Below are 21626 nucleotides of genomic sequence, written 5' to 3' on the forward strand. Positions count from 1 at the left end.
ATGATTGATAATTGATGATGAGGGGTGTCGGGTATGGAATGAAAAAATCCTCGGTTGAACCGAGGATTTTTTATTGAAAGATTTTCGCGAGCGGTCTCATTACTTCTTCGGGAGCACGACCGGCTTGCCGAAGTCCACGTTCGTCTTGTTGCCGAGCAACAGGGCGCGCGTCTTGAGCGGCAGGCCAAAGCAGCGGATGAAGCCAGTGGCATCCTTCTGGTCGTACATGTCGACGTCGGTGAATCCACCGAGGCCCATGTCGTAGAGGCTGTACGGGCTCTTGATGCCGGCCGGAATGATGTTGCCCTTGTAGAGCTTGAGCGTCACTTCACCGGTCACGACCTTGTTGACTTCAGCGAAGAAGGCGTCCATGGCCTGGCGGAGCGGAGTGAACCACTGGCCATTGTACACGAGGTTCGCGTAGGTCATAGACATCTTCTGGGCTTCGAACAAGGTTTCCTTGTCGAGCACGAGCTGCTCAAGGCATTCGTGAGCCTTGTACAGGAGCGTGCCACCCGGAGTTTCGTACACGCCGCGGCTCTTGAGGCCGACGAGGCGGTTTTCGACGATGTCGAGGAGGCCGCAAGCGTTCTTGCCGCCGATCTTGTTCAGGAATTCGAGGAGTTCCACGGCGCCCATCTTCTTGCCGTTGATGGAAACCGGGTTGCCCTTCTCGAAGCCGATGGTCACGTGGTCGGCCTTGTTCGGGGCCTTCTCGTACGTGGCGGTATGCTTGAGGAATTCGTACTTGTGTTCCTGTTCCGGGAATTCCAGGACGCCACCTTCGTGGGAAAGGTGCCACAGGTTACCGTCTTCGGAGTAAATCTTCTTCTTGCTGATGCCGTTGAGCGGAATCTTGTGGGCGGCAGCGTAGTCGATAGCGTCTTCGCGGCTGTGGAAGTGCCACTTCGGGTCCTTCCACGGAGCGATGATCTGGAGCTTCGGGTTCAGGGCGGCGTAGGTCAGTTCGAAACGGACCTGGTCGTTACCCTTACCGGTAGCACCGTGGGCAACTGCGTAGGCGCCTTCCTTTTCGGCGATCTTCACCTGGTACTTGGCGATGAGCGGACGGGCGAAAGAGGTGCCCAGGAGGTAGGTGCTTTCGTACTTTGCACCGGCACGGACGGTCGGCCAGACGTAGTCTTCGAGGAATTCCTTCTTGAGGTCGAGAACGTAGCACTTGGAAGCGCCAGTCTTGAGGGCCTTGTCTTCGAGGGCCTTGGCGTCCGGGAAGTCGTTCTGACCGAGGTCGGCGGCGAAAGCGATCACTTCGCAATCGTAGTTTTCCTTGAGCCAGGGAATGATGATGCTGGTATCGAGTCCACCGCTATAGGCGAGGACCACTTTTTTCTTGGATTCTTTCTTAGCCATTTTGAATGTCCTTTAGGAAAATTTTAGACGGTACAAATATAGTATTTCAAATGCCGACCTGCAGCCCCAGGAACCCAGTGGACGCCCAGTCGGGCACCCCCCTGTTGAAGTAGCGCTGGAACGAAGCCTCCACCGAAATCCACAGCGAGGCGAGAGTGCGGTTTGCCCAGGGCCACACATCCTTGAGGCTGAAGGCCAAACCCGGCGTAAGCGTAAGCAGGTGCGCTCCCGAGAAGTTGTATTCGTACAAGAAGTCTCCCGTGACGCCGAAAAGCCGTGTGAACTTCCAGCCCACGCCGAGTTCCACACCGCCCGAGAACCCGTCGAGCGAAAACATCTTCTCGCAGTCCTTCTGGTAGACCACCGAATCCAGGTCCATCCCCGGCTTCCACCATTCATCCTGGCGGTTGTCCCACTCCTCGCGGAACTCCTGGAGGTCGGTAGTCTCGAGGCCGAGTACCGGTGCGAGGAAAACGTCGAACGACTTGTACTGGAAGTGTCCGCGCACATCCATCCTGTAGCGCTGATAGAGCACCATCACGTCGGAATCCAGGTCGCCTCCAAAAAAGCGGACATCAATACCGCCACTGATCCATGGCGAATAATAATACTCGAGCTGTCCCTGCCATACGCCTAGGCAGTCGCAGTCGCCCGACGGCTTGAAAACGCCGCCCGCGATACCCACGGAAATACCCTTTCCCAGATACGCGGACTGACGCGGGAGCGCAATGCTCTGCACTTCCTTATCCGCCTTCTGCGAAGAATCCGGGGACTGTACGGATTCGGACGCTTCGGCCGCAAACGCCGACAGCACCATACAGCAAATCCATAAAACGGCCTTTTTCACATTCACAATATAAATAACTAGCTTTGTCGCATGCTACTCCGTACACCCGATTTCTATGCAAAATTCCACTGCACCGCAGGCAAATGCACCGATACCTGCTGCATCGGATGGGAAATAGACATCGACGAACAGACACAAGCAAGATACGCGGCCGTCACGGGAACATTCGGCGAGAAGCTCCATGCAAACATTGAGGACGGACATTTTGTACTCGGCCCCGGAGACCATTGCCCGTTCCTGGACAACCGGGGACTCTGCGAAATATACAGGCAACTGGGAGAAAAATCGCTGTGCGCCATCTGCACGCAGCACCCGCGCTTTGTAGAAGTCTACGGAGATATCGAAGAACGCGGACTCGGACTCTGCTGCGAAGAAGCGGCCCGCCTGCTGCTCGAAGAGAACGCCTCCCCCATCCTGAACCTCGTGGAAAGCGAGACCGACGATCCGGAAGACGCCCTGCCAGAAGAAGTCCGTGAAGCCCGCGACGCCATATTCCAAGAACGCGAGAACATGTTCCGTATCCTTGCCGAAAGCGGCGTTCCCTTAAACACGCGACTGGCCGCCCTGCTGGACTACGTACAAGACGTTGCCGGAGCCGAGCCCGCCGACATCACAGGCATTTCCCCAAAAGCCCTGACAGACGCGTGGACGGCCATATTGAGAAAGGGAGAAAGTTTCGGGACCGCCTGGGACAAGGCGCTAGACAGGATTATCCATGGCGAGCAAGAAAACATCCCTGCCATTTTTTCTGACGAAGACGGGGCGCGCATTGTCGCCTACATGCTCTTCCGTTACTACGCAAAGTCCCTGTTCGACGGAGACAGCCTGGGCAAAGTGCAGCTCGCCATTTTCTTCTGGCTTACCCTGAAACGTTTCGGCAAGGAACTCTCCGCCGACTCGACGCACGCCAATTCGCGAATCGCGGCCATCAAGCTGCTTTCCAAGCAGATTGAGTATAGCGAAGAAAACCTGAACATCCTTGCGGACAACTTCGTCACGAACAGGATGTTCAGCACCGAAGCCTTCAAAAAAGCTCTCGGCCTTTAATACGTTCCCAATAAGGAACGGACCTTCTCCATCATGGCCTTCGACTTCACGCGGGCCTTCTCCTTGCCGTACGCGAGAATCTTGTCGATTTCTTCGGTATGGTTCAGCAGGTAGAAGTACTTTTCGCGGGCGGCACCCAGGTGTTCTTCGAGAACGTTCTGGAGTTCCTGCTTGGCGTGGCCCCAACCCATTCCACCGGCGCGGTAGCGGGCGGCGAGCGCCTCGGTCTGTTCCGGAGTGGCAAACAGCTTGTACAGCTTGAACACGTTGCAGGTCTCGGGATCCTTCGGTTCCTCGATGCCCTGGGAGTTCGTGACGATCTTGCCGATTTTCTTCTTGAGGGCCTTGCTCTCGAGGAAGATGTCGATGACGTTGTCGTACGACTTGCTCATCTTGCGGCCATCGAGACCCGGGATGATACCCGTCGTTTCCTGGAACACCGGTTCCGGGATGGTGAACACGTCTTCACCGAAGTGCTTGTTGAACTTGATGGCGATATCGCGGGCGAATTCCACGTGCTGTTTCTGGTCCTTGCCCACAGGCACGATGTCGGCGCTGAACATCAGGATGTCGGCGTCCATCAGGCACGGGTAGCAGTAGAGGCCCATGTTCACGTTCGCATCCGGGTCCTCGCCGGCGGCTTCGTTCTTCGCGACCTTGTCCTTGTAGGCGTGGGCGCGGTTCATGAATCCCTTCGGCGTAAAGCAGCTGAGTGCCCAGCTGAGTTCGAAAATTTCGGGAATGTCGCTCTGCTTGTAGAACAGGCCCTCTTCGGGGTTGAGTCCCAGCGCAAGCCACGTCGCCGCAATCTTGTAGATGTTCGCGCGCATCTCTGCACCGTTCTGCACGGTGGTAAGGGCGTGGTAGTCGGCGATAAAGTAGACCGTATCGTAGGTCTTGGAAAGTTCAAGGGCCGGGCGGATAGCGCCCAGGTAGTTGCCTAAATGCGGCGTGCCGGTGGGCTTGATGCCCGTAAGGGAAATTTTTTTCATGGGCACAAAGATAGCACTTTTACTACATTTCGTCCCATGAAAAACAAGCTTTTCGTCATGAGTGCCGCCAGCGGCGCCGGCAAAACCACCCTCAAGGACCTGGTCATCAAGGATTTCCCGGATATCAAGTATTCCATTTCGGCTACGACCCGCGCCCCGCGCGAAGGCGAAGTGAACGGAGTCCACTACTTTTTCAAGACCAAGGAAGAGTTCGAACAGATGATCAAGGACGACGCCCTGGTCGAATACAACCTGGTCCACGGCAACTACTACGGGACCCCGAAGAGTTTCGTAGAAGACACGCTCGCACAAGGGAACCGGGTCCTGTTCGACCTCGACGTTTTCGGCAAGGTGAATTTCGACAAGGTCTATCCCGAAGCGACAGGCATCCTAATCCTCCCGCCTAGCGAAGAAGTCCTGGAACAGCGCCTGCGTGGACGCGGCACCGACCCCGAGGAGGTTATCCAGCTGCGCCTCGCCAACGCCAAGAAAGAAATGGAATTTGCAAAGACGAAGGGCAAGTACGAATACGTCATCGTAAACGACGACCTGCAAAAGGCCGCCGACGAACTCCGCTCCATCTTGAAGCAGAAATAACCTACTCTATCTCTATCTTGATTTCTACGCCCGGAACCCATGGTTTCGGGCTATTTACGATTGGCGCCAGGATACGGCGGACAACAGCCAGCTCGTTCGTTTTCAGGTAAAGCTTGGCCCAATGGACGTTTTGTACCACAGGCACGAACGCATCGACCGGTCCCAGGACCATCAACGTCTTTTCTGCACGGCAAATCGATTCCACCCGCTTTATCGCATCGGTCAGCAAGGATTCGCTCTTGCTGCCAAAGGAAACCTCCACCAGTTTGCAGAAAGGCGGGTAGAAAGCTTCCCTGCGGTCCTGCAGTTCCCTGGCGGCAAAACCGGCAAAATCATGGTGCAGGGCAAACTGCATCACGGGTTCATCCGGCTTTTGCGTCTGTATGATCACCTTGCCACCGCCCTGGGCACGACCGGCACGGCCCGCCGTCTGGCTCAGCAGCTGGAACAGCCTTTCCGTATTGCGGAAATCGGGCATCCCAAGACCGGAATCGGCACCCACGATTCCGACAAGGCGGACTCCCGGGAAATCATGGCCCTTCGCCACCATCTGCGTTCCGAGCAAAATGTTGTATTCGCGATTGCGGAAGGCATCGAGGATTTTTTCTACCGAGCCGACGTTCTGCGTGGTATCGCGGTCCATGCGGACAATTTTTGCATTGGGCACCCATTCCGCGATTTCTTCTTCAAGCTTCTCGATAGCGCCACCGACAAAATCATATGTTCCAGCACCACAGGCATGGCAAGGCGTATCGACAGGATAAAGCATTCCGCAATAATGGCACAGTAACGACTTGTATTGTTTATGATAAACTAACGGGACATGGCAATGCTTGCAATAAAGTGTTTCTCCACATTCTCCGCAAACGCGGATCTTGGAATACCCGCGGCGGTTCATCAGGACAATCGCCTGCTCGCCCGATGCAATGCATTCCACAAGGGCTTCGCGCAAATCCGGCGACATCAGGATTCCCTTCTGTTGCCGGACCGTCGTCATGTTCACGATCTTTACCGACGGCAGCGGGACCGCCGTAGCACGTTTTTCCAGTTTCAGGGTCTTTAACTTGTTCGCACCCGCATTGTAGAACGTCTCCAGGCACGGGGTCGCGCTTCCCAAAACAACCAACGCTCCATGCTTGTACGCCAAATGGAACGCCAGTTCGCGGGTATGGTAACGCGGTGCAGGATCCTGCTGCTTGAAAGAAGAATCATGCTCTTCGTCCAAGATAACCACGTCAAAATCGAACGGGGCCAATATGGCGCTCCGCGTACCCAACACGACACGGGCACGGCCTTCCAATACGGCGACATAGGCTTCGCGGCGTTTCGGCGCCGAAAGCGCAGAATGGATAACCTGCACGCTTTCCTGCAAAAAATCCTCGAACCGCTTGGATGTCTGCGGAGTAAGCCCGATTTCCGGCACAAGGATCAGCACCTTCTTCCCGAGGCGCAGCGCCTCGCGGACCAGTTCCTGGTACACGCGGGTCTTGCCCGATCCGGTCACGCCGTGCAAAAGCGTTCCGCGGAACCCGTCCTTCGTCAAGTCTTCTACGAGGGAGTCGAGAGCCACCCGCTGTTCTTCTGTCAGGGGCGGCATTTCGATTCCCGGAGTCCTTATGGTTTCCGGACTTTTCTTCTCGCCTGGCTCGGCGCTGTTCCTGTTTGCAACCAGGGCGTCCAGGTATTTTTCGAAATCCGACGGCCAAAAAACGTCCAGCGCCTTCATGGGCGTACTCACATAATAGCGGGCCACCCATTCCAGCATTTCCATGTAACGTTCGGAAAAGACATACCCCGAAGCATGCGGATAGACACAACGCACGTCGAAGCCGGGACGTTCGACAATCTTCGAAACAACAGCCAAGGCAGGCTTTTTCCGGGTCGCAAACTGAACCCAAACCACGCTACCCCGACGGATTTCGACACCCTCCGGGAGATCCACGGGAATGCCGTAAGTGTACTCGGATGGGGCCTGCGGGATGTATACTTCGCAAAACGTTTCAAGACTTTCCGCCTTGAACTTGGCCCGAATCTGCTCGGGAGCGGCCGTTTTGGGTATCCGTTTTGCCATTTTCAGGGTAAAGATAGGTAATAATCCGGTATTTTTCGAAACGATTCCAAATCTTTTTAGTTAGATTATGTTATACGCTCCCGCAAGGGACGTCTACCTATTTGGAGATACTTATGAGCTTACTGGATACATTTAGACCGAAATGGCAAAATTCCAACCCCGAAAAGCGCCTCGAGGCCATCGAGGAACTGGAAGCGCAAGACACTCTCGAACGCATTGCCCTTTCCGATGAGAGTGGCGACGTGAGAACGGCCGCCGTCAAAAAACTGACGCAAATACCAGTACTGCTCCAGATTTCCAAGAATGACAGCGAAGCGGGCATCCGCCGTCTCGCCGAGAACCGCTATTTCGAAGAAATTGCCAAGACTCTCAAGAATTTCCGCGAACCCGCCAACGACGATGTAATCACCTATATCGATACCATCAAGGATACGCGCTACGCCGAAGAGCTCATCAAGTCGATGCCCAGCTCGGAACTCCGCCAGGAACTCGTGAAGAGGACCAGCAAGGCGAACGTACTCGCCCTGGCCGCCACCAGGGACGCCAAGGAAGACATCGCCAAGGAAGCCGTCAACCGTATTGACTCCGAATCGTTGCTCGCCGACATCGCCAAGAATTCCAAGCATACTTCGGCAAGAAAGATTGCCGCCGAAAAAATCCGCGCACAGAAAGAAGCCGCCGACGGCGGCAAGAAGGCCGCAGCCCTCCTTATCAGCAAGCGCGAAGCCCTTATTCAGCAAGCCCACCATCTGGCAGCCCAGAAGGACCCCATCGCCACGAAGCCCCGCTTCGAGGCCCTCATGAAAGAAGCCTCCGAACTCGGCATGGGCCCTGCCCAGACAACGCTCGAAGAAATCTACGAGAGCTTCAAGAAGTTCTGCGACGAGACGGAATCCAACCGCATCGCGGCAGAAAAGGCCGAAGTCGAAAAACAGGACCGCAAGCGCCATCTCACGGAAATTCTCGACGAACTCGAAGGCATCCTGATTAGCGGCGAAGCCGAATCCAGTTCCGAACGCATTGACGCCATTATCGGCGAATGGGCCGAAAACAAGTCCATCATGGACGCCGCCGAAATCAAGCGTTTCAACCAGGCTTTCTTCAAGGCCCAGGATTTCAAGAAAAAGGAAGCTCCTGTCACCGACGAAGAAAACAAGGATCCCTCCGACGAATCCGTCCGTCCTGAACTGCTGGAACGCCTTCAGGCCCTCGCCGACACCGACGCGAACGAGACGACGTCCAAGCACCTGCACACGATTGTACGCGAATGGGAAAAATTGCCGTTGCTCGAAGGCGAAGACCCCCAGCTCCAGGCCTACAACGCCCTCCGCAACAAGCTGAGCGAAAAAATCAGCGCGTTCAACGACAAGGCGCAGCAGATCTTCGAAGCCAATTCCGAAAAGCTCAAGGCGCTCATCGAACGCGTCAAGGGTTTCGACGAAAACGAGGACTTCAAGGAACTCAGCATCAAGCTGCGCAACGCCTACAACGAATGGAAGAACATCGTCGGCGAACAGAAGTTCAAGTACCACGACCTTTGGCTCGAATACAAGTCCGCCACGGAACGCTTCCAGGAAATGCGCCAGTGGGAATCCTGGCACAACGAGAACGACCGCGCCGAAATCCTCACCGAGATGGAAGCTCTCGCAAAGGAACCGGGTAGCCAAGACGCTCTCAACAAGCTCAAGGACCTCAGCAACAAGTGGAAGAACTGTGGCCCCACATCTGCCGCCAAGTTTACCGAATTCAGGGAAAAATTCCAGACGCTGTTCGAACAGATCAAGCAGAACTGCGCTCCCTTTATCGAAGAACAGCTTGCCGAACGCAAGAAGAACCTCGAAAGCAAGGAAGAGCTCTGCAAGAAAATCGAAGACCTCGTTGCCAACACTGAACTGTTCTGGAAGGACAAGTTCAAGGCCATGCAAGAAATCCAGGAACAGTGGAAGAGCATCGGCATGGTTCCCAAGGAAAACATCACCGCCCTGATGGACCGCTTCAAGGCGGCTACAAACGCCTTCTATGCCCAGCATAAAGAGAACCAGAAGAAAGAAGACGCCAACCGCGAAGCCAACTACGAAAAGAAGGTGAAGCTGTGCGAAGAAGCCGAGGCGCTTTCCAATTCTACCGAATGGAATTCTACGTCGAACAAGCTGAAGCAGCTGCAAGACGCATGGAAATCGGTCGGTTCGGTCCCCAAGAGCAAGTCCGACGAAATCTGGACGCGTTTCCGCACGGCCTGCGACTCCTTCTTCGAAAAGAAGCGTAGCCATTTCGAAGAAATGGACGAAGCGAAAAAGGAAAATCTCGCCAAGAAGACCAGCCTCTGCGAAAAGCTCGAAGCTCTCGACATCAACAACGTCACTGCAGAACTGATCGAAGCCGTCAAGGGCATCGAAGCCGAATGGAAGACCATCGGCATGGTTCCGAAGGAATCCGTCGACGCCATCAACGACCGCTTCAGCGAAACGATCAACCAGTTCCTGGGACGCTGCGCCGAAATCGACGAGAACCTCCGCAAGCAGCTTGAAAAAATCAAGAAGCAGAAGCAGGACATTATTGAGAAGGTCAAGCAGTTTGCAGAAAGCGCCGGCTCCAACCAGCTGGCCGACGCCGTACGCGACCTCCAGAAGGATTGGCGCACGCTCGGCTCTTGCGGTGTCGACGACCTGCTGCTGTACAAGAACTTCCGCGAAGTCTGCGACGACTTCTTTACGCGCCGTCGCGACCAGCTCGACATCCAGGAACAGGCCCGCCAGAACAACCTGCAGAAGAAGGTGCTGCTCTGCGAACAGGCCGAAGACCTCCTCAGCGACCTGAGCGAAGCCACTGTCGGCGGAGCCATGAACAAGGTCAAGCACCTGCGTCGCCTGTGGAAAGAAGTCGGAGCCGTTCCGCGTGACCAGTCCGACAAGATCTGGAAGCGCTTCAATGGAGCCTGCGACAAGGTTTTCGCTTTCGGCCGCAAGGACGAACAGAAGGAACCTGCCGCCGAAGCATAAAGCGCTGCGCACGGCATCGCATTTAAAGGGATAGAAATTTCTATCCCTTTTTTTTATTTTTGTGCCATAATGAAATTCCCTCCTTGGACAAGCGTTTCGGAAGCCGCAAGGCTCCTCAAGGAAGGCGAGGTCGTCGCCATCCCGACAGAGACCGTCTATGGGCTTGCGGGGAACGCGTACAACCCCGAAGCGCTCGCGAAGATTTTTGCCGCCAAGGAGCGCCCGACGTTTGACCCGCTTATCGTGCATATTGCCGACATCGCGGAACTGGAGAATGTCGCCCGCGATATTCCCGATGCTGCATACCGGCTGGCGGAAGCCTTCTGGCCGGGCCCGATGACCATCATCCTCCCGAAGAAGGACTGCATTCCCGACCTGTGTACGAGCGGGCTGCCCTCGGTGGCGGTAAGGTTCCCGAGCCACCCCGTAGCGCAGACGATTATCAAGGAATCGGGACTCCCGCTTGCAGCCCCGAGCGCAAACCTGTTCAAGCACGTGAGCCCAACGACCGCAGAGCACGTGGCCGCACAGCTTGCGGACCGCATCGCGGGAATCGTCGATGGCGGGCCGTGCTCCGTAGGAGTCGAAAGCGCCATCATCTCGCTTGCCGGGGACGTGCCGACAGTGCTCCGCCCGGGGGCGATTACGCCCGAGATGTTCAAGGCGGTGCTCGGCGAAGTCGCCATCAAGGAATCCACGAGCAAGCCTGGGCAGGCTATGCAGGCGCCGGGCCAGTGCGACACGCATTACCGCCCGCAGGTGCCGCTGTACTTCGGAGAAGTGCCCGCAGGTTACAAACTGCCGGAGCATACCGCACGCATCGCGTTCGGGAACCAAGCCGGAGCGATTCCTGCCACAGTAAACTTGTCTGCAACGGGTGACATGACCGAGGCGACCGCAAGGCTATACGCCTACATGCACGACCTGGATACGCCCGATTACGACTTGATTCTCGTGGACCCGATACCCAACAAGGGAATCGGCATCGCCCTGAACGACCGCCTCAAGCGCGCCAGCATCAAGACGCTGCCGTAAAAAAGTGGTTACCGAGTCATCCCCCGAGCAGTGCGGAGGGGACAACCTTGCAAGGCGAGCGCTGCAAGCCATGCTCGCATGGCTATAGCCGAGCCGCAAAGGTTGGGGCATTGCCCCATCCATCACTCTTGTAGATGTACTTGGGGTATGGGCTCGGCGCGTGCGCCTTTGGGGTATGGGGGGAACGTGAAGTGTGGGATGATGGTCGCGGTTACCGAGCGGCTATTACGAACGCATAGCCAAGGAAGACTCTTCCGACTTCCGACTTCCTACTGCCTACCTCCTACTTCCCACTTCACATCGGGAACAGCGGGTAGTGTTCCTTGGTATACGCACGCGTATAGGCGTTGAAATGCCACCATTCGCTCGGGAGGGTCACCCAGCCCGCACGTTTCATGATATTGCGGAACAGGTTGCGGTTGTCAATCTGCTGCTGCGTGAGGCGTCCGGTTTCAAGCGCGGCTGCCTCGCCCACCTCGCCCGCGCATTTCTCGAACGAGTCAAAGTCCGTTCCCATGTCGAGCAAGACGCCTGCACTGTCGGCGAGGCCGATGTCGAGAGCCAGGCCGTAATTGTGCAGCCCGCCGGTCGTCCCGGAAGATACGTAGTTCGTATACGGAGTCCCCGCCACCGTACGTTTGAGGGCGGCCTGCGCATACATCGGCCGAGCCGCGTCAAAGACGACAATGCTGTAGCCGGGCAGTTCCTTGGCAAGCAGCGCCAGGGCGCGTTTGAGCTTGGGCAGGGCATCCCTATGCAAGAAAGCCCGCTGGATACCGCAATACAGATCATGACCGGTGACGTTATTGAACGTACCGTAGCGCAGGTCCATGCGGAGTCCATGCATACGCGTGATCTCGACCAAGCTGGAATCGTGACTCGCATAATCGATCCACTGCTTTGCCGCCAAGCAGAACCGCAACGGTTTCGCCGGCTTCGGAGGGACGAAAAGGGAATCTGTCCCCTGCGCCAAAGACGACGTCAATAGGCTTACGACAAGAACAAGAAAGAACCCCGCTCCACAGCGGGGATGTCCATCAGAATATTTTCTCTCATCTTTCGTCTTTCGTCTCTCGTCTTTCGTCTAATTAAAGTCCTAGCTGGACTTCGACACCGAACTGCAGGTAGAGTCCCATGCCCTTCGCCATGAAGGGAACCAGGTTGAACCCGTTGTCGGACTTCCCGTCGTTATCCTCGGACACCCAGGAGCGTTCACGGGCATTCTGCGAACCGAGGAACTTCAGCGCGTCTACATCCAGTTTCGCGAGGAAGTTGTCAAGTTCCAGGTAGAATCGGGCATCGCGGAACAAGCCCTTGTCACGGTGCAGGTCCAGATTCACGCGGATATCCGTACGGAACAGGTCCGTGAACTCGTTGTAATCCCTAAGGCAGCGCGTCCCGTTTTCTTGCGTCGAAGGAACCGACGGCATAATCTGGTAATAATACAGGGGACGATGCCAGGCCGCATGGTGCGTGAGAATTACCGAAATCAGGGAATCCTTGCGCGGGTAGTAGCGGAAATGGGAAATCACGTCCAGCCGGGAATTCGCTTCCCACGGCAACGAGCCGGAGCCGTCCAGTTCGTATTCACCGTAGACAGAACTCACGTTCGTAGACATCGAGAAATGGTGCGACGTTTTCCATTCCATCTTGGCGTTCGCGCCCATCACCCACGCATAGTCCACGCCCGTCACGTCTTTGTATTGGGCATAGGCCTTGGGCATAGGCAAAAGCGGATCGAAGTAGTAGCGTCCGAAGCCGCTAGCCTGTCCGTCAAAATACTTGGAACGGTAACCGAAACCCGCCTTGCCCGAGGTTCCCGTTTCGAGACGGCCGGTCAGGTCGCCGGCGTCATAGAACGGTTTCCAGTCGCTGCGGTAGGCGATGTTTCCGAAAAGTCTCCAGTAGGCGGAATCCTTCTTGGAAAGATTGCGTTCCATATCCACGGAAGCCGTCGGCTGGGCCTTGTGATCGACAGCGTCGGCCACGCCACCCACAGAAAGGATGTATTCGGAATAATCCTGCTTCCAGTCAAAGCGGCCCGTTCCGGAAAGGACGCCCGTCTTGTAGTCGTCCGAAATCGTCCCGCCGAATTCAGGATAGTCGCGTTCCACGAAATGCTGTTCGTACAAGATGGCACCGCTCAGCCTAGATCCGAGAATACTCCCCTTGAAATCCTTGTCGAGGCCACCGCTAATCGTCGTATGCGTGTAATCGTAACCGTCAATAAAGGCCGCGCCTTCCTTGGTGCTTGCCGTATTGCGGAACCCGGTCGTGTCGCGAAGCGTATCTCCCTGGTGTTCACGGACAAATCCCGCATGGGCGCTTGTCCCGAACTTGCTCGCATATTCGGCGCCAACCACCAGGTACGTCTGTTCGCCTTCAATGATATCGATGGAATTCACCTGGTCATAAGAGGTGGATGTATCCTGCTTGATGGAATATTCGTCGGAGCTGTACAAAGTCCTCAACGCCCACGTGTTGCCCATGGAATCCGAACCGTTCAGCTGGGCATAGACATCGAACGCAGAAAGGTCGAACGGGTCGGAGGATTTCACACGGCAATCTTCCGTGCAGTCGCCATCGCGTTTCTTGAATTCCGTAAAGAACTTCTCGCCCAGGTTCTTGAGCATTTCTTCGTCAAGCCTGCGGAACGCAAAACGGAAACTATCCCAGATAAAGAACGGGGCGTCCAGCACAACTTCTTGCACCGTAAGGCCCGCGGCGCCCTTCAGGCCCCATTTGCCGTCCGTCTGTTCCGGGATGTACTGAACCGAGGTGGCAAGTCCCTGCCCGATAGGGCCGTTGCCGTAATGGTCGTGAATCTCGATACCGCTCAAGATATGCGGATTGACCACGGAGAGGTTTCCGGGAAATCCTACATCCAGGTGGCGCATGTTCGGGATACGCAAGCGACCCAGGTGGTACGCCACATCCCCCGCTCGGGAGCCTTCGTAGTAAAGAGCGCTGCTAAAATCCTTCTGTCCCGAAATACCGGGCATCTGGCTCAGGTGTTCCGTCAAGTCGAAACGCATGCCGGCAGCATCTTCCAGCTTGTCCACGGAAACCGTGCGTTCCGGCACCCATTTTTCGGGCTCGCCACCTCCGATAACCGTGCTGGAACCCAAATCACGCAGGTTGCTGGAAAGGGTCACCACCATATCACGCAAATCGGCAAAATCCTGAAGTTCCACGACAACGCTGTCAAAGCCTTCCTTGTAGAAAACCAGGACGGCGTTCTTCGATTCCACAGTCAGTTCAAAACGGCCGTCTGCATTCGTCTTTCCAAGAGCCTTGCCGGAACGGTACGTAATCGTCGCCCCATCCAGGGGCAAATCGGACTCCGATTCCAGCACGACACCCACAATATCCGTAGGCGTCGCCGCAAAAGCCGACAAAGCAAACAATGCCACAAACCATAAAATACGGGAACTCATATACAATAATTTAGAAAACTAACGCTTCAAAAAGAATATACTAGATTTAAACCATGCTAAAAGTATACCTGGTACAGATGGGTTCGCTCGCGGGAGAAAAAGAAAAAAATTTCTCCAAGGCTCGGGAAATGGTCCTTGAGGCCTCCCCTGCTCCGCAATCCCTCGTACTGCTCCCGGAAATGTTCGATACCGGATACGTTCCCCAGCTGGCAAAACAGCTGAGCCAGGAAAACGCGCGGCCGGATACTCCGGAGTTCCTGCAGAAACTTTCTGACGACACGAACTGTTTCGTATGCGGAGGCGGCATGCGCCGTCAAGAGGCGGGAGTGACGAACCACGTCGGCATATACGCTCCCGGCAAGACGTGCGAAACAGCGGGCTACGACAAGAACCATCTTTTCTTCCCGGAGCTGGAGACCTTCACTGCAGGCCGTGAAATTAGTCTGTTCAAAATCAGGGATTTTTGCGTTTCAACAACCATCTGTTTCGACTTGAGGTTCCCGGAACAGTACCGCGATGCAACACTGCAGGGAGCGCAGCTCTTTACGGTGCATGCCGCATGGCCCGCCAAGCGCAAGGACCACTGGGAAGCCCTACTCAAGGCGCGGGCCATTGAGAATCAAGCGTACGTCGCCGCAGTCAACTGCGTCAGCACAGACGGCCTGTATACCGGAGATTCCCGGATTATAGACCCGCTCGGCAACGTAATTGTACAAGCTGACGCAGGCAAGGAATACGTCGTAAGCGGAGAAATCGACATCAATTCCGTGAACAAGTGTCGATCGGATTTTCCGTTATTCCGCCAGTAAACCTTCCAATCGAGTGATATTAATCACACGCATTTTTGGAGTCAATCCATATGCTTTTTCCGCTTTTATGCGTAAAACTATATTCATCAACAAAATAACTACTTATCCACAAAATATCCCTTTGTGAGCAACTCAACACTTAACAGCTATGTTAAAAAAAAACATGCTTTTGCACAAAAAAAAATCTACTTTTTATAAAAGAAGGGAGTATTAAAGTCAAGTATAAGGGGTTACCATGACGACACCGGACATGAACAAGCTCAACTACGCTAGAGCTCTCATCAGAGCCGGCATTACGCAGGATCTTATTCTGAGAATCACCGCGATTTCTCATTACCAGTATGCGCAAATCCAGCGTGAACTTCTCGCTGCGTAAGGCGTAGTTCAAGTGCAACTCATTCTAGATATCCCAGCGCAGTCTGCCACGAAAATGAAGAAACGGCAGGCCGCGCTTTTTTCATGTTTCAAGGACGGTTCGCTCCTGCTCGATGCCCGTGACGGCCAAAAGCCCGCCCGCTTCTATCTCGAGCCCAAGGACATCTTCCCATGGGATGATTTCATTTCCAAGATGCTCGTCGCCTGGCAACTCGCCGACTACTCCGACGTTCCCCCGCAATTCAGACCCGTCAAGCGCGTTCCGCAATTCGTACTGGACGGCATCGGCAGCGAGCCCCTGGAAAACAAGCTCAAGGTTCTCGCCACCCTGCGCAAGCAGGGGTATTTTTCCGCACTGTCTGCGCGAAAATAGCTAATATTCTCTACATGGAAAGCATGCAGGATATCGCCCAAAAACGCTGGTTCATGGGCAAGGACCTCCCGATTGCCCATATCGAGGATTTCGACCGCTCCAAAATCGCGGGCAACACCCTTTCCGTAATCCAGGTTTCCTTCGCCGACGGCCACGCCCCCGAACTTTATGCCACAGTCGAAAGCGAAAACGGCATCGGCCAAATTCTCGAAGCCGGATTCGGGAGCGAATCCGGGACAGTTATGTTCCGCGGCCAAAAAGGGCAATTCGTTTTCGAGTCTCCCGCCCCGAACGGGCAAAATCCCTTCGCAAACGCGCTGCGTTCCATAGCGCCTGTCGATGCGGAACAGAGCAATTCCTCGTTCGTCAATCCCGGAAAGTTCTTCTTCAAGCTTTACCGCCGTCTGCAAGCGGGAATCCATCCCGAAGCGGAGATCCTTTCGCACCTGAAGAATGCGGGATTCGGGGACATCCCGGAATACTACGGCTCATGCCGCTATGTCGCCGACTCCGGCGAACAATACACGTTGGGAATCCTCGAAGGCCATGTACAGGGCGCCCGTGACGCGTGGAAGGTATTCACTCAAGGGGAACCGGCATATTCGCCCGTGCAAACCGCAAAAGCCCTGGGAGAAGCCACGGCAAGGATGCATGCCGCCCTGAAAGACATGCCCGGAACATGCGGCCACTCCGTAGAAATCCCCTTCGACAAGCTGGAAAACCTGCTGCGCCACCCGGCGGCAGACGATTCCACCCGCGAACTCATGGAAAAAATCGCATCGAAATTGACATCCCTCCGCGCACTTGCGTCAAAAGCCTTCGACAACGCCGCAACGGACCTGTTCGCACCGCAGCGCGTCCACGGGGACTATCACCTGGGACAAGTTTTGGTATCCCCGTTCGCAAACGCCGCAGATAGTGCGCCGGCATTCAAGATTCTCGATTTCGAAGGCGAGCCATCCCGTACGCTCGACTACCGCAGGGCAAAGCGTTCGCCTCTCGTCGACGTCGCCGGGATGCTGCGTAGCTTCAGCTACGCGAGCGCCTGCCGCGTAGCCGGTTCCGCCAACGGGGCAAGCGACAGCTACGGCGGCTGCGAGAGCGCCTTCCTGGAAGGCTACGCGCGGCGCTCCGGAACCACCGTGGCCGAACTGCAGAAAGCCTGCGCCCCCTACGCCATCGCCAAGGCGGTCTACGAAGCCTGCTACGAACTCGAATTCAGGCCCGGGTGGTTCCGCATCCCGGCGACAGCGCTCCTCGAATACGCCGGCTAGGCCGCCGACACCACAAATTTCTATATTTGCAGCCGCTATGACAGTCGAAGAAATGGAAAAGTTGCTCCGCGACGAGGCGAAAGCCCAAGTCGAAAAAGAACCGCTCTCCAAGCTGATGCTCGAGGAACAGGTACTCAACCGCAAGGATTTTGCGGATATGCTCGGCGTTACCCTCGCCTGTCAGCTGGCCGGAGAGATTATCAACCGCGAAGAACTTGAAAAGATGTTCCGCGAAATCTACAAGAAGTACCCAGACCTTTTGCTCTGGGCCGCCAAGGACCTCAAGGCGACGGTGCTCCGCGACGCCGCCTGCACCAGCCACCTCGAACCGCTCCTGTTCTTCAAGGGCTTCCAGGGACTGCAGGCCTACCGTGCCGCCCATATCCTATGGGAAGAAGGGCGGTCCTTCCCCGCCAAGATGCTCCAGAGCATCATCAGCCGCAAGTTCGGCATGGACATCCATCCGGCCGCAAAAATCGGTCACGGGCTCCTGATCGACCATGCGACGAACATCGTCATCGGTGAAACGGCCGTCGTGGGGAACAACGTGAGCTTCTTGCACGGCGTGACACTCGGCGGTACCGGCAACGAAGTCGGCGACCGTCACCCGAAAATCGGCAACGGCGTGATGCTCGGTGCACACGCCCAGCTGCTCGGCAACATCCATATCGGAGACTGCGCCAAGATTGGCGCAGGAGCCGTAGTGCTCGGCGACGTGCCTCCGCACACGACGTATGCGGGCGTCCCCGCCGTCGAAGTCGGCCACCCGACCGACGAAACGCCGAGTTTCAACATGCAGCAGGACTTCACGCGCGACTGCGACTAGAACAGACGAAAGAACGCTGCGCCGCAATGCGGCTCGCTACAGACGAAAGACGAAAGGAGGCGCAGACATGAAAAAAACTGAAAAAATCAAGTTTATCGGCGAAAAGCTGGACGAACTTTTCCCGAACCCGCCCATACCGCTGGACTACACCAGCGCCTATACGATGCTCGTGGCCGTTGTCCTCAGCGCACAATGTACCGACATCCGCGTAAACCAGGTGACCAAGGTTCTGTTCAAGAAGGCAGACACCCCGAAAAAGATGGTCAAGCTCGGCGTAGACCGCATCGCCGAAATCATCAAGCCGTGCGGATTCTTCAACACCAAAAGCGTGAACATCTACAACCTTTCAAGGGAACTCGTCGAAAAGTTCGACGGCAATGTTCCGCAAACGTTCGAAGAACTTGAAGCATTGCCCGGCGTGGGACACAAGACGGCCAGTGTCGTAATGAGCCATATCTTCAAGATTCCCGCCTTCCCCGTCGACACGCACATCCACAGGCTCGCAATGCGCTGGGGACTAAGCGACGGCAGTTCCGTGGAGCAGACGGAGAAGGACCTGAAAAAAATCTTCCCCGAAAACGAATGGGAAAAACGCCACCTGCAGATTATCTACTTCGGGCGCACATACTGCAAGGCCCGCGGGCACAAGCCCGAGGAATGTCCGATTTGCAGCGTCGCGGGGCGCTAGTCGTTGCCCTTGAGCAGTTCCTCGAAGTAGACAATCGTCTTCTCGAGACCCTGGCGCAGCGGGATTGTCGGTTCCCAGCCGAGTGCAGACTTGGCGAGGTCGATATTCGGGCGACGCATCTTCGGGTCATCACCGGGCAGCGGCTTGTACACGATCTTGCTCTTGGAACCCGTCAGGTCTAAAACTTCCTTCGCAAGTTCAAGCATCGTGAATTCACCGGGGTTCCCGATGTTCACGGGGCCGATAATCTTGTCCTGGTTCATCATGCGCACGAAACCTTCGATGAGGTCGTCCACATAGCAGAAACTGCGCGTCTGGCTGCCGTCACCGTAAATCGTGAGGTCTTCACCCTTGAGCGCCTGCACAATAAAGTTGCTGACCACGCGGCCGTCGTTGGGCAACATGCGCGGACCGTACGTATTGAAAATACGCACGATACGGATATCCACGTTATTTTGTCTGTGGTAATCCATGAAGAGCGTCTCGGCGACGCGCTTGCCTTCGTCATAGCAGCTGCGGATACCGATCGGGTTCACGTTTCCCCAGTAGTCTTCCGTTTGCGGGTGCACTGCCGGGTCGCCGTAGACCTCGCTCGTAGACGCCTGCAATATGCGGGCCTTCACGCGTTTCGCCATGCCGAGCATGTTGATAGCGCCCATCACGCTCGTCTTGATGGTCTTTACCGGGTTGAACTGGTAATGGATGGGGCTTGCGGGGCATGCGAGGTTGAAGATGCGATCCACTTCCAACAGAATCGGTTCCGTCACGTCGTGGCGAATCAATTCGAAGCTCTTGTTGTCACGCAGGTGCGCAACGTTCGCCATGCGGCCCGTAAAATAGTTGTCGAGGCAAATCACTTCGTGGCCGTCGTTCAGCAGACGTTCACACAGGTGACTTCCCAGAAATCCTGCACCACCAGTAACTAAGCAACGCATCGGTTCCTCCTAGACGAAAGAATAGCTTTATTCATCCGAGTCCTTCTCCAGTTCGGCGGCACCGTTACCGCGGAGAGCCACTAGACGGACCCCGTTCAAGGTCAAGTACGGGTCGTAGGTATCAATCACCTTGCTGTGTCCCATGACCATCCGGCCCCAACCGCCCGTTGCAAAAACGGGAACCTTCTTCTTGCCCATCTCGGCCTTGATTTTCCCGACAAGGGTTTCGAGTTCCGCCATGAACCCGTACAAAAGGCCCGCACGGATAGCGTCATCGGTATTGTTCGCAATGACATGGTCCGGCCATTCGATGCTTACCGGCATCAGGCGTGCCGCCTTCTCCGTCAGCACGTCCAGGCTAGCACTGATTCCGGGGATGATTATACCGCCGGCAAATCCGCCGTCCTTCATCACGTCAAAAGTCGTAGCCGTACCCATGTCCACTACGATGGCATCCTTGTAGCCGCGGTCGCGCAGCGCTATCACGTTGCAGAGACGGTCGGCGCCCAGGGTCGCCGGGTTCGGGTAGGCAATCGGGCATCCCAGGCAGTTCTTGGAACTCACCACCTGCACCGGGCGCTTGAGCAATGTCTGGAGGGCCTTGATCCACGGACGTTCGAGCGCGGGAACCACAGTCGAGAGACCCACGTGCGTAATCGCCGAGGGCTTGATTTCGGAGAAGCGTACGAGACCGCCAATGCGGTTCATCACCTCGTCGCTAGTCGTTTCCTTGCGGGTGGTCAGTCGCCAATGGTCAACAACCTTGTCTCCCTTGAAAATACCGAGTACCGTGTGGGAGTTGCCCACATCGACAACAAAACTGAAAGGCTCAGTTTCTTTCAATGTTTTCTTCATACAAGGCAAATATACCAATAAAATTATATCCGCACCATTGATAAAAGGTACTCCACGGGGGAATACCTTTTTAAATATCCAATGTCAGTCTGGAATTCAGTTAAATCTCTTCGATGCTCGCGTGATATTGACGCCTACGGCGTCAGCGGCTTCGGCTCAGCCATGCCAGAGAGCAAGCTCTCTGTCGCGGCATTCGCCTTGCACGCTACTCCTGCAGACTCTTCAGTTAAATCTCTTCAATAGAAGCGTGATATTCCTGAAGAGATTTAACAGCACCGTGGCCGTTGCGAGCGGCGGCGATGCCCTTCACGGTGTTGTAGGCACCGGCGAGGGTCGTGATGTAAGGCACCTTGTACTTGATGGCGGCCTTGCGGATGGCGCTTTCGTCCTTGATGGCGTCGCGCTTTGCCCACGGCGTGTTGATGATGAGGTTCACCTGCTTGTTCAGGATGATGTCGAGGACGTTCGGGCGGCCTTCGGCAATCTTGTTCACCACTTCGCACTTGACGCCGGCCTTCTCGTAGAACTTGGCGGTTCCTTCGGTGGCGTAGATCTTGAAGCCGAGCTTCTGGAATTCCTTACCGATTTCAATCGCCTGTTCAGACAAGTTAACCTTATCGGAGAGGCTAATCAGCACGGCACCTTCGTTCGGGAGGAAGGAACCTGCGGCTTCCTGGCTCTTGTAGTAAGCGAGGGCGTAGTCGTCGGAGAGGCCGAGCACTTCGCCGGTGGAACGCATTTCGGGGCCGAGAACCGGGTCCACCTTCGGGAACTTGTCGAAGGGGAACACGGCTTCCTTGGCGCCGTGGTGGTTGAACTTCTTGTCCTTGAGCTTGAGGTCTTCGAGCTTCGCGCCGAGCATGAGGCGGGTAGCGAGGCGGGCCATCTGCGTGTTACAAACCTTGGAGACCAGAGGCACCGTGCGGCTTGCGCGCGGGTTAGCTTCGAGGACGAACACCTTGCCGTCTTCGATAGCGTACTGCATGTTCATGAGGCCGCAAACGTGGAGAGCTTCGGCAATCTTGCGGGTATAATCCTTGATGGTCGCGAGGTTTTCCTTGGTGATGGTCACCGGCGGGATGATGCAGGCGGAGT

18 protein-coding genes and 1 pseudogene are annotated in these 21626 nt (G+C 55.8%); 10 read left to right on the forward strand and 9 right to left on the reverse strand.

Annotation, left to right across the window (positions count from 1 at the left end):
• Positions 1-99: 99 nt before the first annotated feature.
• Together B3M32_RS07105 and B3M32_RS07110 are read right to left on the reverse strand one after the other, a co-directional pair.
• The gene (locus tag B3M32_RS07105; RefSeq protein WP_290744620.1) at positions 100-1371 is read right to left on the reverse strand and encodes an argininosuccinate synthase; all 1272 of its coding nucleotides are present in this window, start codon (positions 1369-1371) and stop codon (positions 100-102) included.
• Positions 1372-1417: 46 nt separating this feature from the next.
• Entirely contained in the window at positions 1418-2218 is an 801-nt protein-coding gene (locus tag B3M32_RS07110) for a hypothetical protein (protein ID WP_290744622.1), read from the reverse strand.
• Positions 2219-2248: 30 nt separating this feature from the next.
• Between B3M32_RS07110 and fliB the strand changes: the two genes are divergently transcribed.
• Positions 2249-3265, forward strand: a complete 1017-nt coding sequence (fliB, locus tag B3M32_RS07115) for a flagellin lysine-N-methylase (protein WP_290744624.1) — start codon at positions 2249-2251, stop codon at positions 3263-3265.
• On the opposite strand, the gene trpS is transcribed toward fliB, so the two are convergent.
• Complete coding sequence (gene trpS / locus B3M32_RS07120) at positions 3262-4257, reverse strand: tryptophan--tRNA ligase (RefSeq protein ID WP_290744626.1); 996 nt, start codon at positions 4255-4257, stop codon at positions 3262-3264. The two genes, fliB and trpS, sit on opposite strands and share 4 nt — an antisense overlap.
• Before the next feature lie 36 nt (positions 4258-4293).
• Between trpS and gmk the strand changes: the two genes are divergently transcribed.
• Positions 4294-4854, forward strand: a complete 561-nt coding sequence (gmk, locus tag B3M32_RS07125; protein ID WP_290744629.1) for a guanylate kinase — start codon at positions 4294-4296, stop codon at positions 4852-4854.
• A gap of 1 nt (position 4855) precedes the next feature.
• On the opposite strand, the gene priA is transcribed toward gmk, so the two are convergent.
• Entirely contained in the window at positions 4856-6925 is a 2070-nt protein-coding gene (priA, locus tag B3M32_RS07130; protein WP_290744631.1) for a replication restart helicase PriA, read from the reverse strand.
• A 113-nt stretch (positions 6926-7038) separates the two neighbouring features.
• Between priA and B3M32_RS07135 the strand changes: the two genes are divergently transcribed.
• Together B3M32_RS07135 and B3M32_RS07140 are read left to right on the forward strand one after the other, a co-directional pair.
• On the forward strand, positions 7039-9924 hold the full coding sequence (locus B3M32_RS07135) for a DUF349 domain-containing protein (protein ID WP_290744634.1): 2886 nt from the start codon (positions 7039-7041) through the stop codon (positions 9922-9924).
• Positions 9925-9993: 69 nt separating this feature from the next.
• Positions 9994-10959 (forward strand): L-threonylcarbamoyladenylate synthase, encoded by a 966-nt coding sequence (locus tag B3M32_RS07140; protein ID WP_290744636.1) that lies wholly within the window; start codon positions 9994-9996, stop codon positions 10957-10959.
• Between the two features lie 295 nt (positions 10960-11254).
• Here B3M32_RS07140 and B3M32_RS07145 read toward each other — a convergent pair whose 3' ends face one another.
• Positions 11255-11944 (reverse strand): M15 family metallopeptidase, encoded by a 690-nt coding sequence (locus B3M32_RS07145; protein ID WP_290744638.1) that lies wholly within the window; start codon positions 11942-11944, stop codon positions 11255-11257.
• Positions 11945-12047: 103 nt separating this feature from the next.
• Complete coding sequence (locus tag B3M32_RS07150; protein WP_290744640.1) at positions 12048-14372, reverse strand: hypothetical protein; 2325 nt, start codon at positions 14370-14372, stop codon at positions 12048-12050.
• Between the two features lie 77 nt (positions 14373-14449).
• On the opposite strand from B3M32_RS07150, the gene B3M32_RS07155 reads away from it, so the two are divergent.
• The 6 genes from B3M32_RS07155 (at position 14450) to nth (ending at position 18741) form a co-directional block, all read left to right on the forward strand.
• The gene (locus B3M32_RS07155) at positions 14450-15205 is read left to right on the forward strand and encodes a nitrilase-related carbon-nitrogen hydrolase (protein ID WP_290744642.1); all 756 of its coding nucleotides are present in this window, start codon (positions 14450-14452) and stop codon (positions 15203-15205) included.
• A 235-nt stretch (positions 15206-15440) separates the two neighbouring features.
• Positions 15441-15581, forward strand: coding sequence for a hypothetical protein (locus B3M32_RS07160; protein ID WP_290744645.1), 141 nt, complete (start codon positions 15441-15443; stop codon positions 15579-15581).
• A 54-nt stretch (positions 15582-15635) separates the two neighbouring features.
• A complete protein-coding gene (locus tag B3M32_RS07165; RefSeq protein WP_290744647.1) occupies positions 15636-15953 on the forward strand; it encodes a hypothetical protein in 318 nt (105 codons plus the stop codon).
• 14 nt (positions 15954-15967) lie between these two features.
• A complete protein-coding gene (locus B3M32_RS07170; protein WP_290744650.1) occupies positions 15968-17227 on the forward strand; it encodes a phosphotransferase in 1260 nt (419 codons plus the stop codon).
• A gap of 37 nt (positions 17228-17264) precedes the next feature.
• Positions 17265-18053 (forward strand): serine O-acetyltransferase, encoded by a 789-nt coding sequence (cysE, locus tag B3M32_RS07175; RefSeq protein ID WP_290744652.1) that lies wholly within the window; start codon positions 17265-17267, stop codon positions 18051-18053.
• 67 nt (positions 18054-18120) lie between these two features.
• Complete coding sequence (nth, locus tag B3M32_RS07180; RefSeq protein WP_290744654.1) at positions 18121-18741, forward strand: endonuclease III; 621 nt, start codon at positions 18121-18123, stop codon at positions 18739-18741.
• Here nth and B3M32_RS07185 read toward each other — a convergent pair.
• The 3 genes and pseudogenes from B3M32_RS07185 to B3M32_RS07195 form a co-directional block, all read right to left on the reverse strand.
• The gene (locus tag B3M32_RS07185; protein ID WP_290744656.1) at positions 18738-19676 is read right to left on the reverse strand and encodes a UDP-glucuronic acid decarboxylase family protein; all 939 of its coding nucleotides are present in this window, start codon (positions 19674-19676) and stop codon (positions 18738-18740) included. The genes nth and B3M32_RS07185 overlap by 4 nt on opposite strands.
• Positions 19677-19703: 27 nt before the next feature.
• Complete coding sequence (locus tag B3M32_RS07190; protein WP_290744658.1) at positions 19704-20531, reverse strand: type III pantothenate kinase; 828 nt, start codon at positions 20529-20531, stop codon at positions 19704-19706.
• A 226-nt stretch (positions 20532-20757) separates the two neighbouring features.
• Positions 20758-21626 (reverse strand): annotated as a pseudogene (locus B3M32_RS07195) (carbamoyl phosphate synthase large subunit); the annotation flags it as partial.

Source organism: Fibrobacter sp. UBA4309, assembly GCF_002395745.1.
Taxonomy (GTDB): Bacteria; Fibrobacterota; Fibrobacteria; order Fibrobacterales; family Fibrobacteraceae; genus Fibrobacter.

Bases quoted from the DNA above. Each gene is read 5' to 3' on its own strand.
- fliB (WP_290744624.1), top strand. From the start codon at position 2,249: ATGCTACTCCGTACACCCGATTTCTATGCAAAATTCCACTGCACCGCA.
- priA (WP_290744631.1), bottom strand. From the start codon at position 6,925: ATGGCAAAACGGATACCCAAAACGGCCGCTCCCGAGCAGATTCGGGCC.
- B3M32_RS07155 (WP_290744642.1), top strand. From the start codon at position 14,450: ATGCTAAAAGTATACCTGGTACAGATGGGTTCGCTCGCGGGAGAAAAA.
- B3M32_RS07170 (WP_290744650.1), top strand. From the start codon at position 15,968: ATGGAAAGCATGCAGGATATCGCCCAAAAACGCTGGTTCATGGGCAAG.
- B3M32_RS07190 (WP_290744658.1), bottom strand. From the start codon at position 20,531: ATGAAGAAAACATTGAAAGAAACTGAGCCTTTCAGTTTTGTTGTCGAT.
- B3M32_RS07140 (WP_290744636.1), top strand. From the start codon at position 9,994: ATGAAATTCCCTCCTTGGACAAGCGTTTCGGAAGCCGCAAGGCTCCTC.
- trpS (WP_290744626.1), bottom strand. From the start codon at position 4,257: ATGAAAAAAATTTCCCTTACGGGCATCAAGCCCACCGGCACGCCGCAT.
- B3M32_RS07165 (WP_290744647.1), top strand. From the start codon at position 15,636: ATGAAGAAACGGCAGGCCGCGCTTTTTTCATGTTTCAAGGACGGTTCG.
- B3M32_RS07185 (WP_290744656.1), bottom strand. From the start codon at position 19,676: ATGCGTTGCTTAGTTACTGGTGGTGCAGGATTTCTGGGAAGTCACCTG.
- B3M32_RS07160 (WP_290744645.1), top strand. From the start codon at position 15,441: ATGACGACACCGGACATGAACAAGCTCAACTACGCTAGAGCTCTCATC.
- nth (WP_290744654.1), top strand. From the start codon at position 18,121: ATGAAAAAAACTGAAAAAATCAAGTTTATCGGCGAAAAGCTGGACGAA.
- B3M32_RS07105 (WP_290744620.1), bottom strand. From the start codon at position 1,371: ATGGCTAAGAAAGAATCCAAGAAAAAAGTGGTCCTCGCCTATAGCGGT.
- gmk (WP_290744629.1), top strand. From the start codon at position 4,294: ATGAAAAACAAGCTTTTCGTCATGAGTGCCGCCAGCGGCGCCGGCAAA.
- cysE (WP_290744652.1), top strand. From the start codon at position 17,265: ATGACAGTCGAAGAAATGGAAAAGTTGCTCCGCGACGAGGCGAAAGCC.
- B3M32_RS07135 (WP_290744634.1), top strand. From the start codon at position 7,039: ATGAGCTTACTGGATACATTTAGACCGAAATGGCAAAATTCCAACCCC.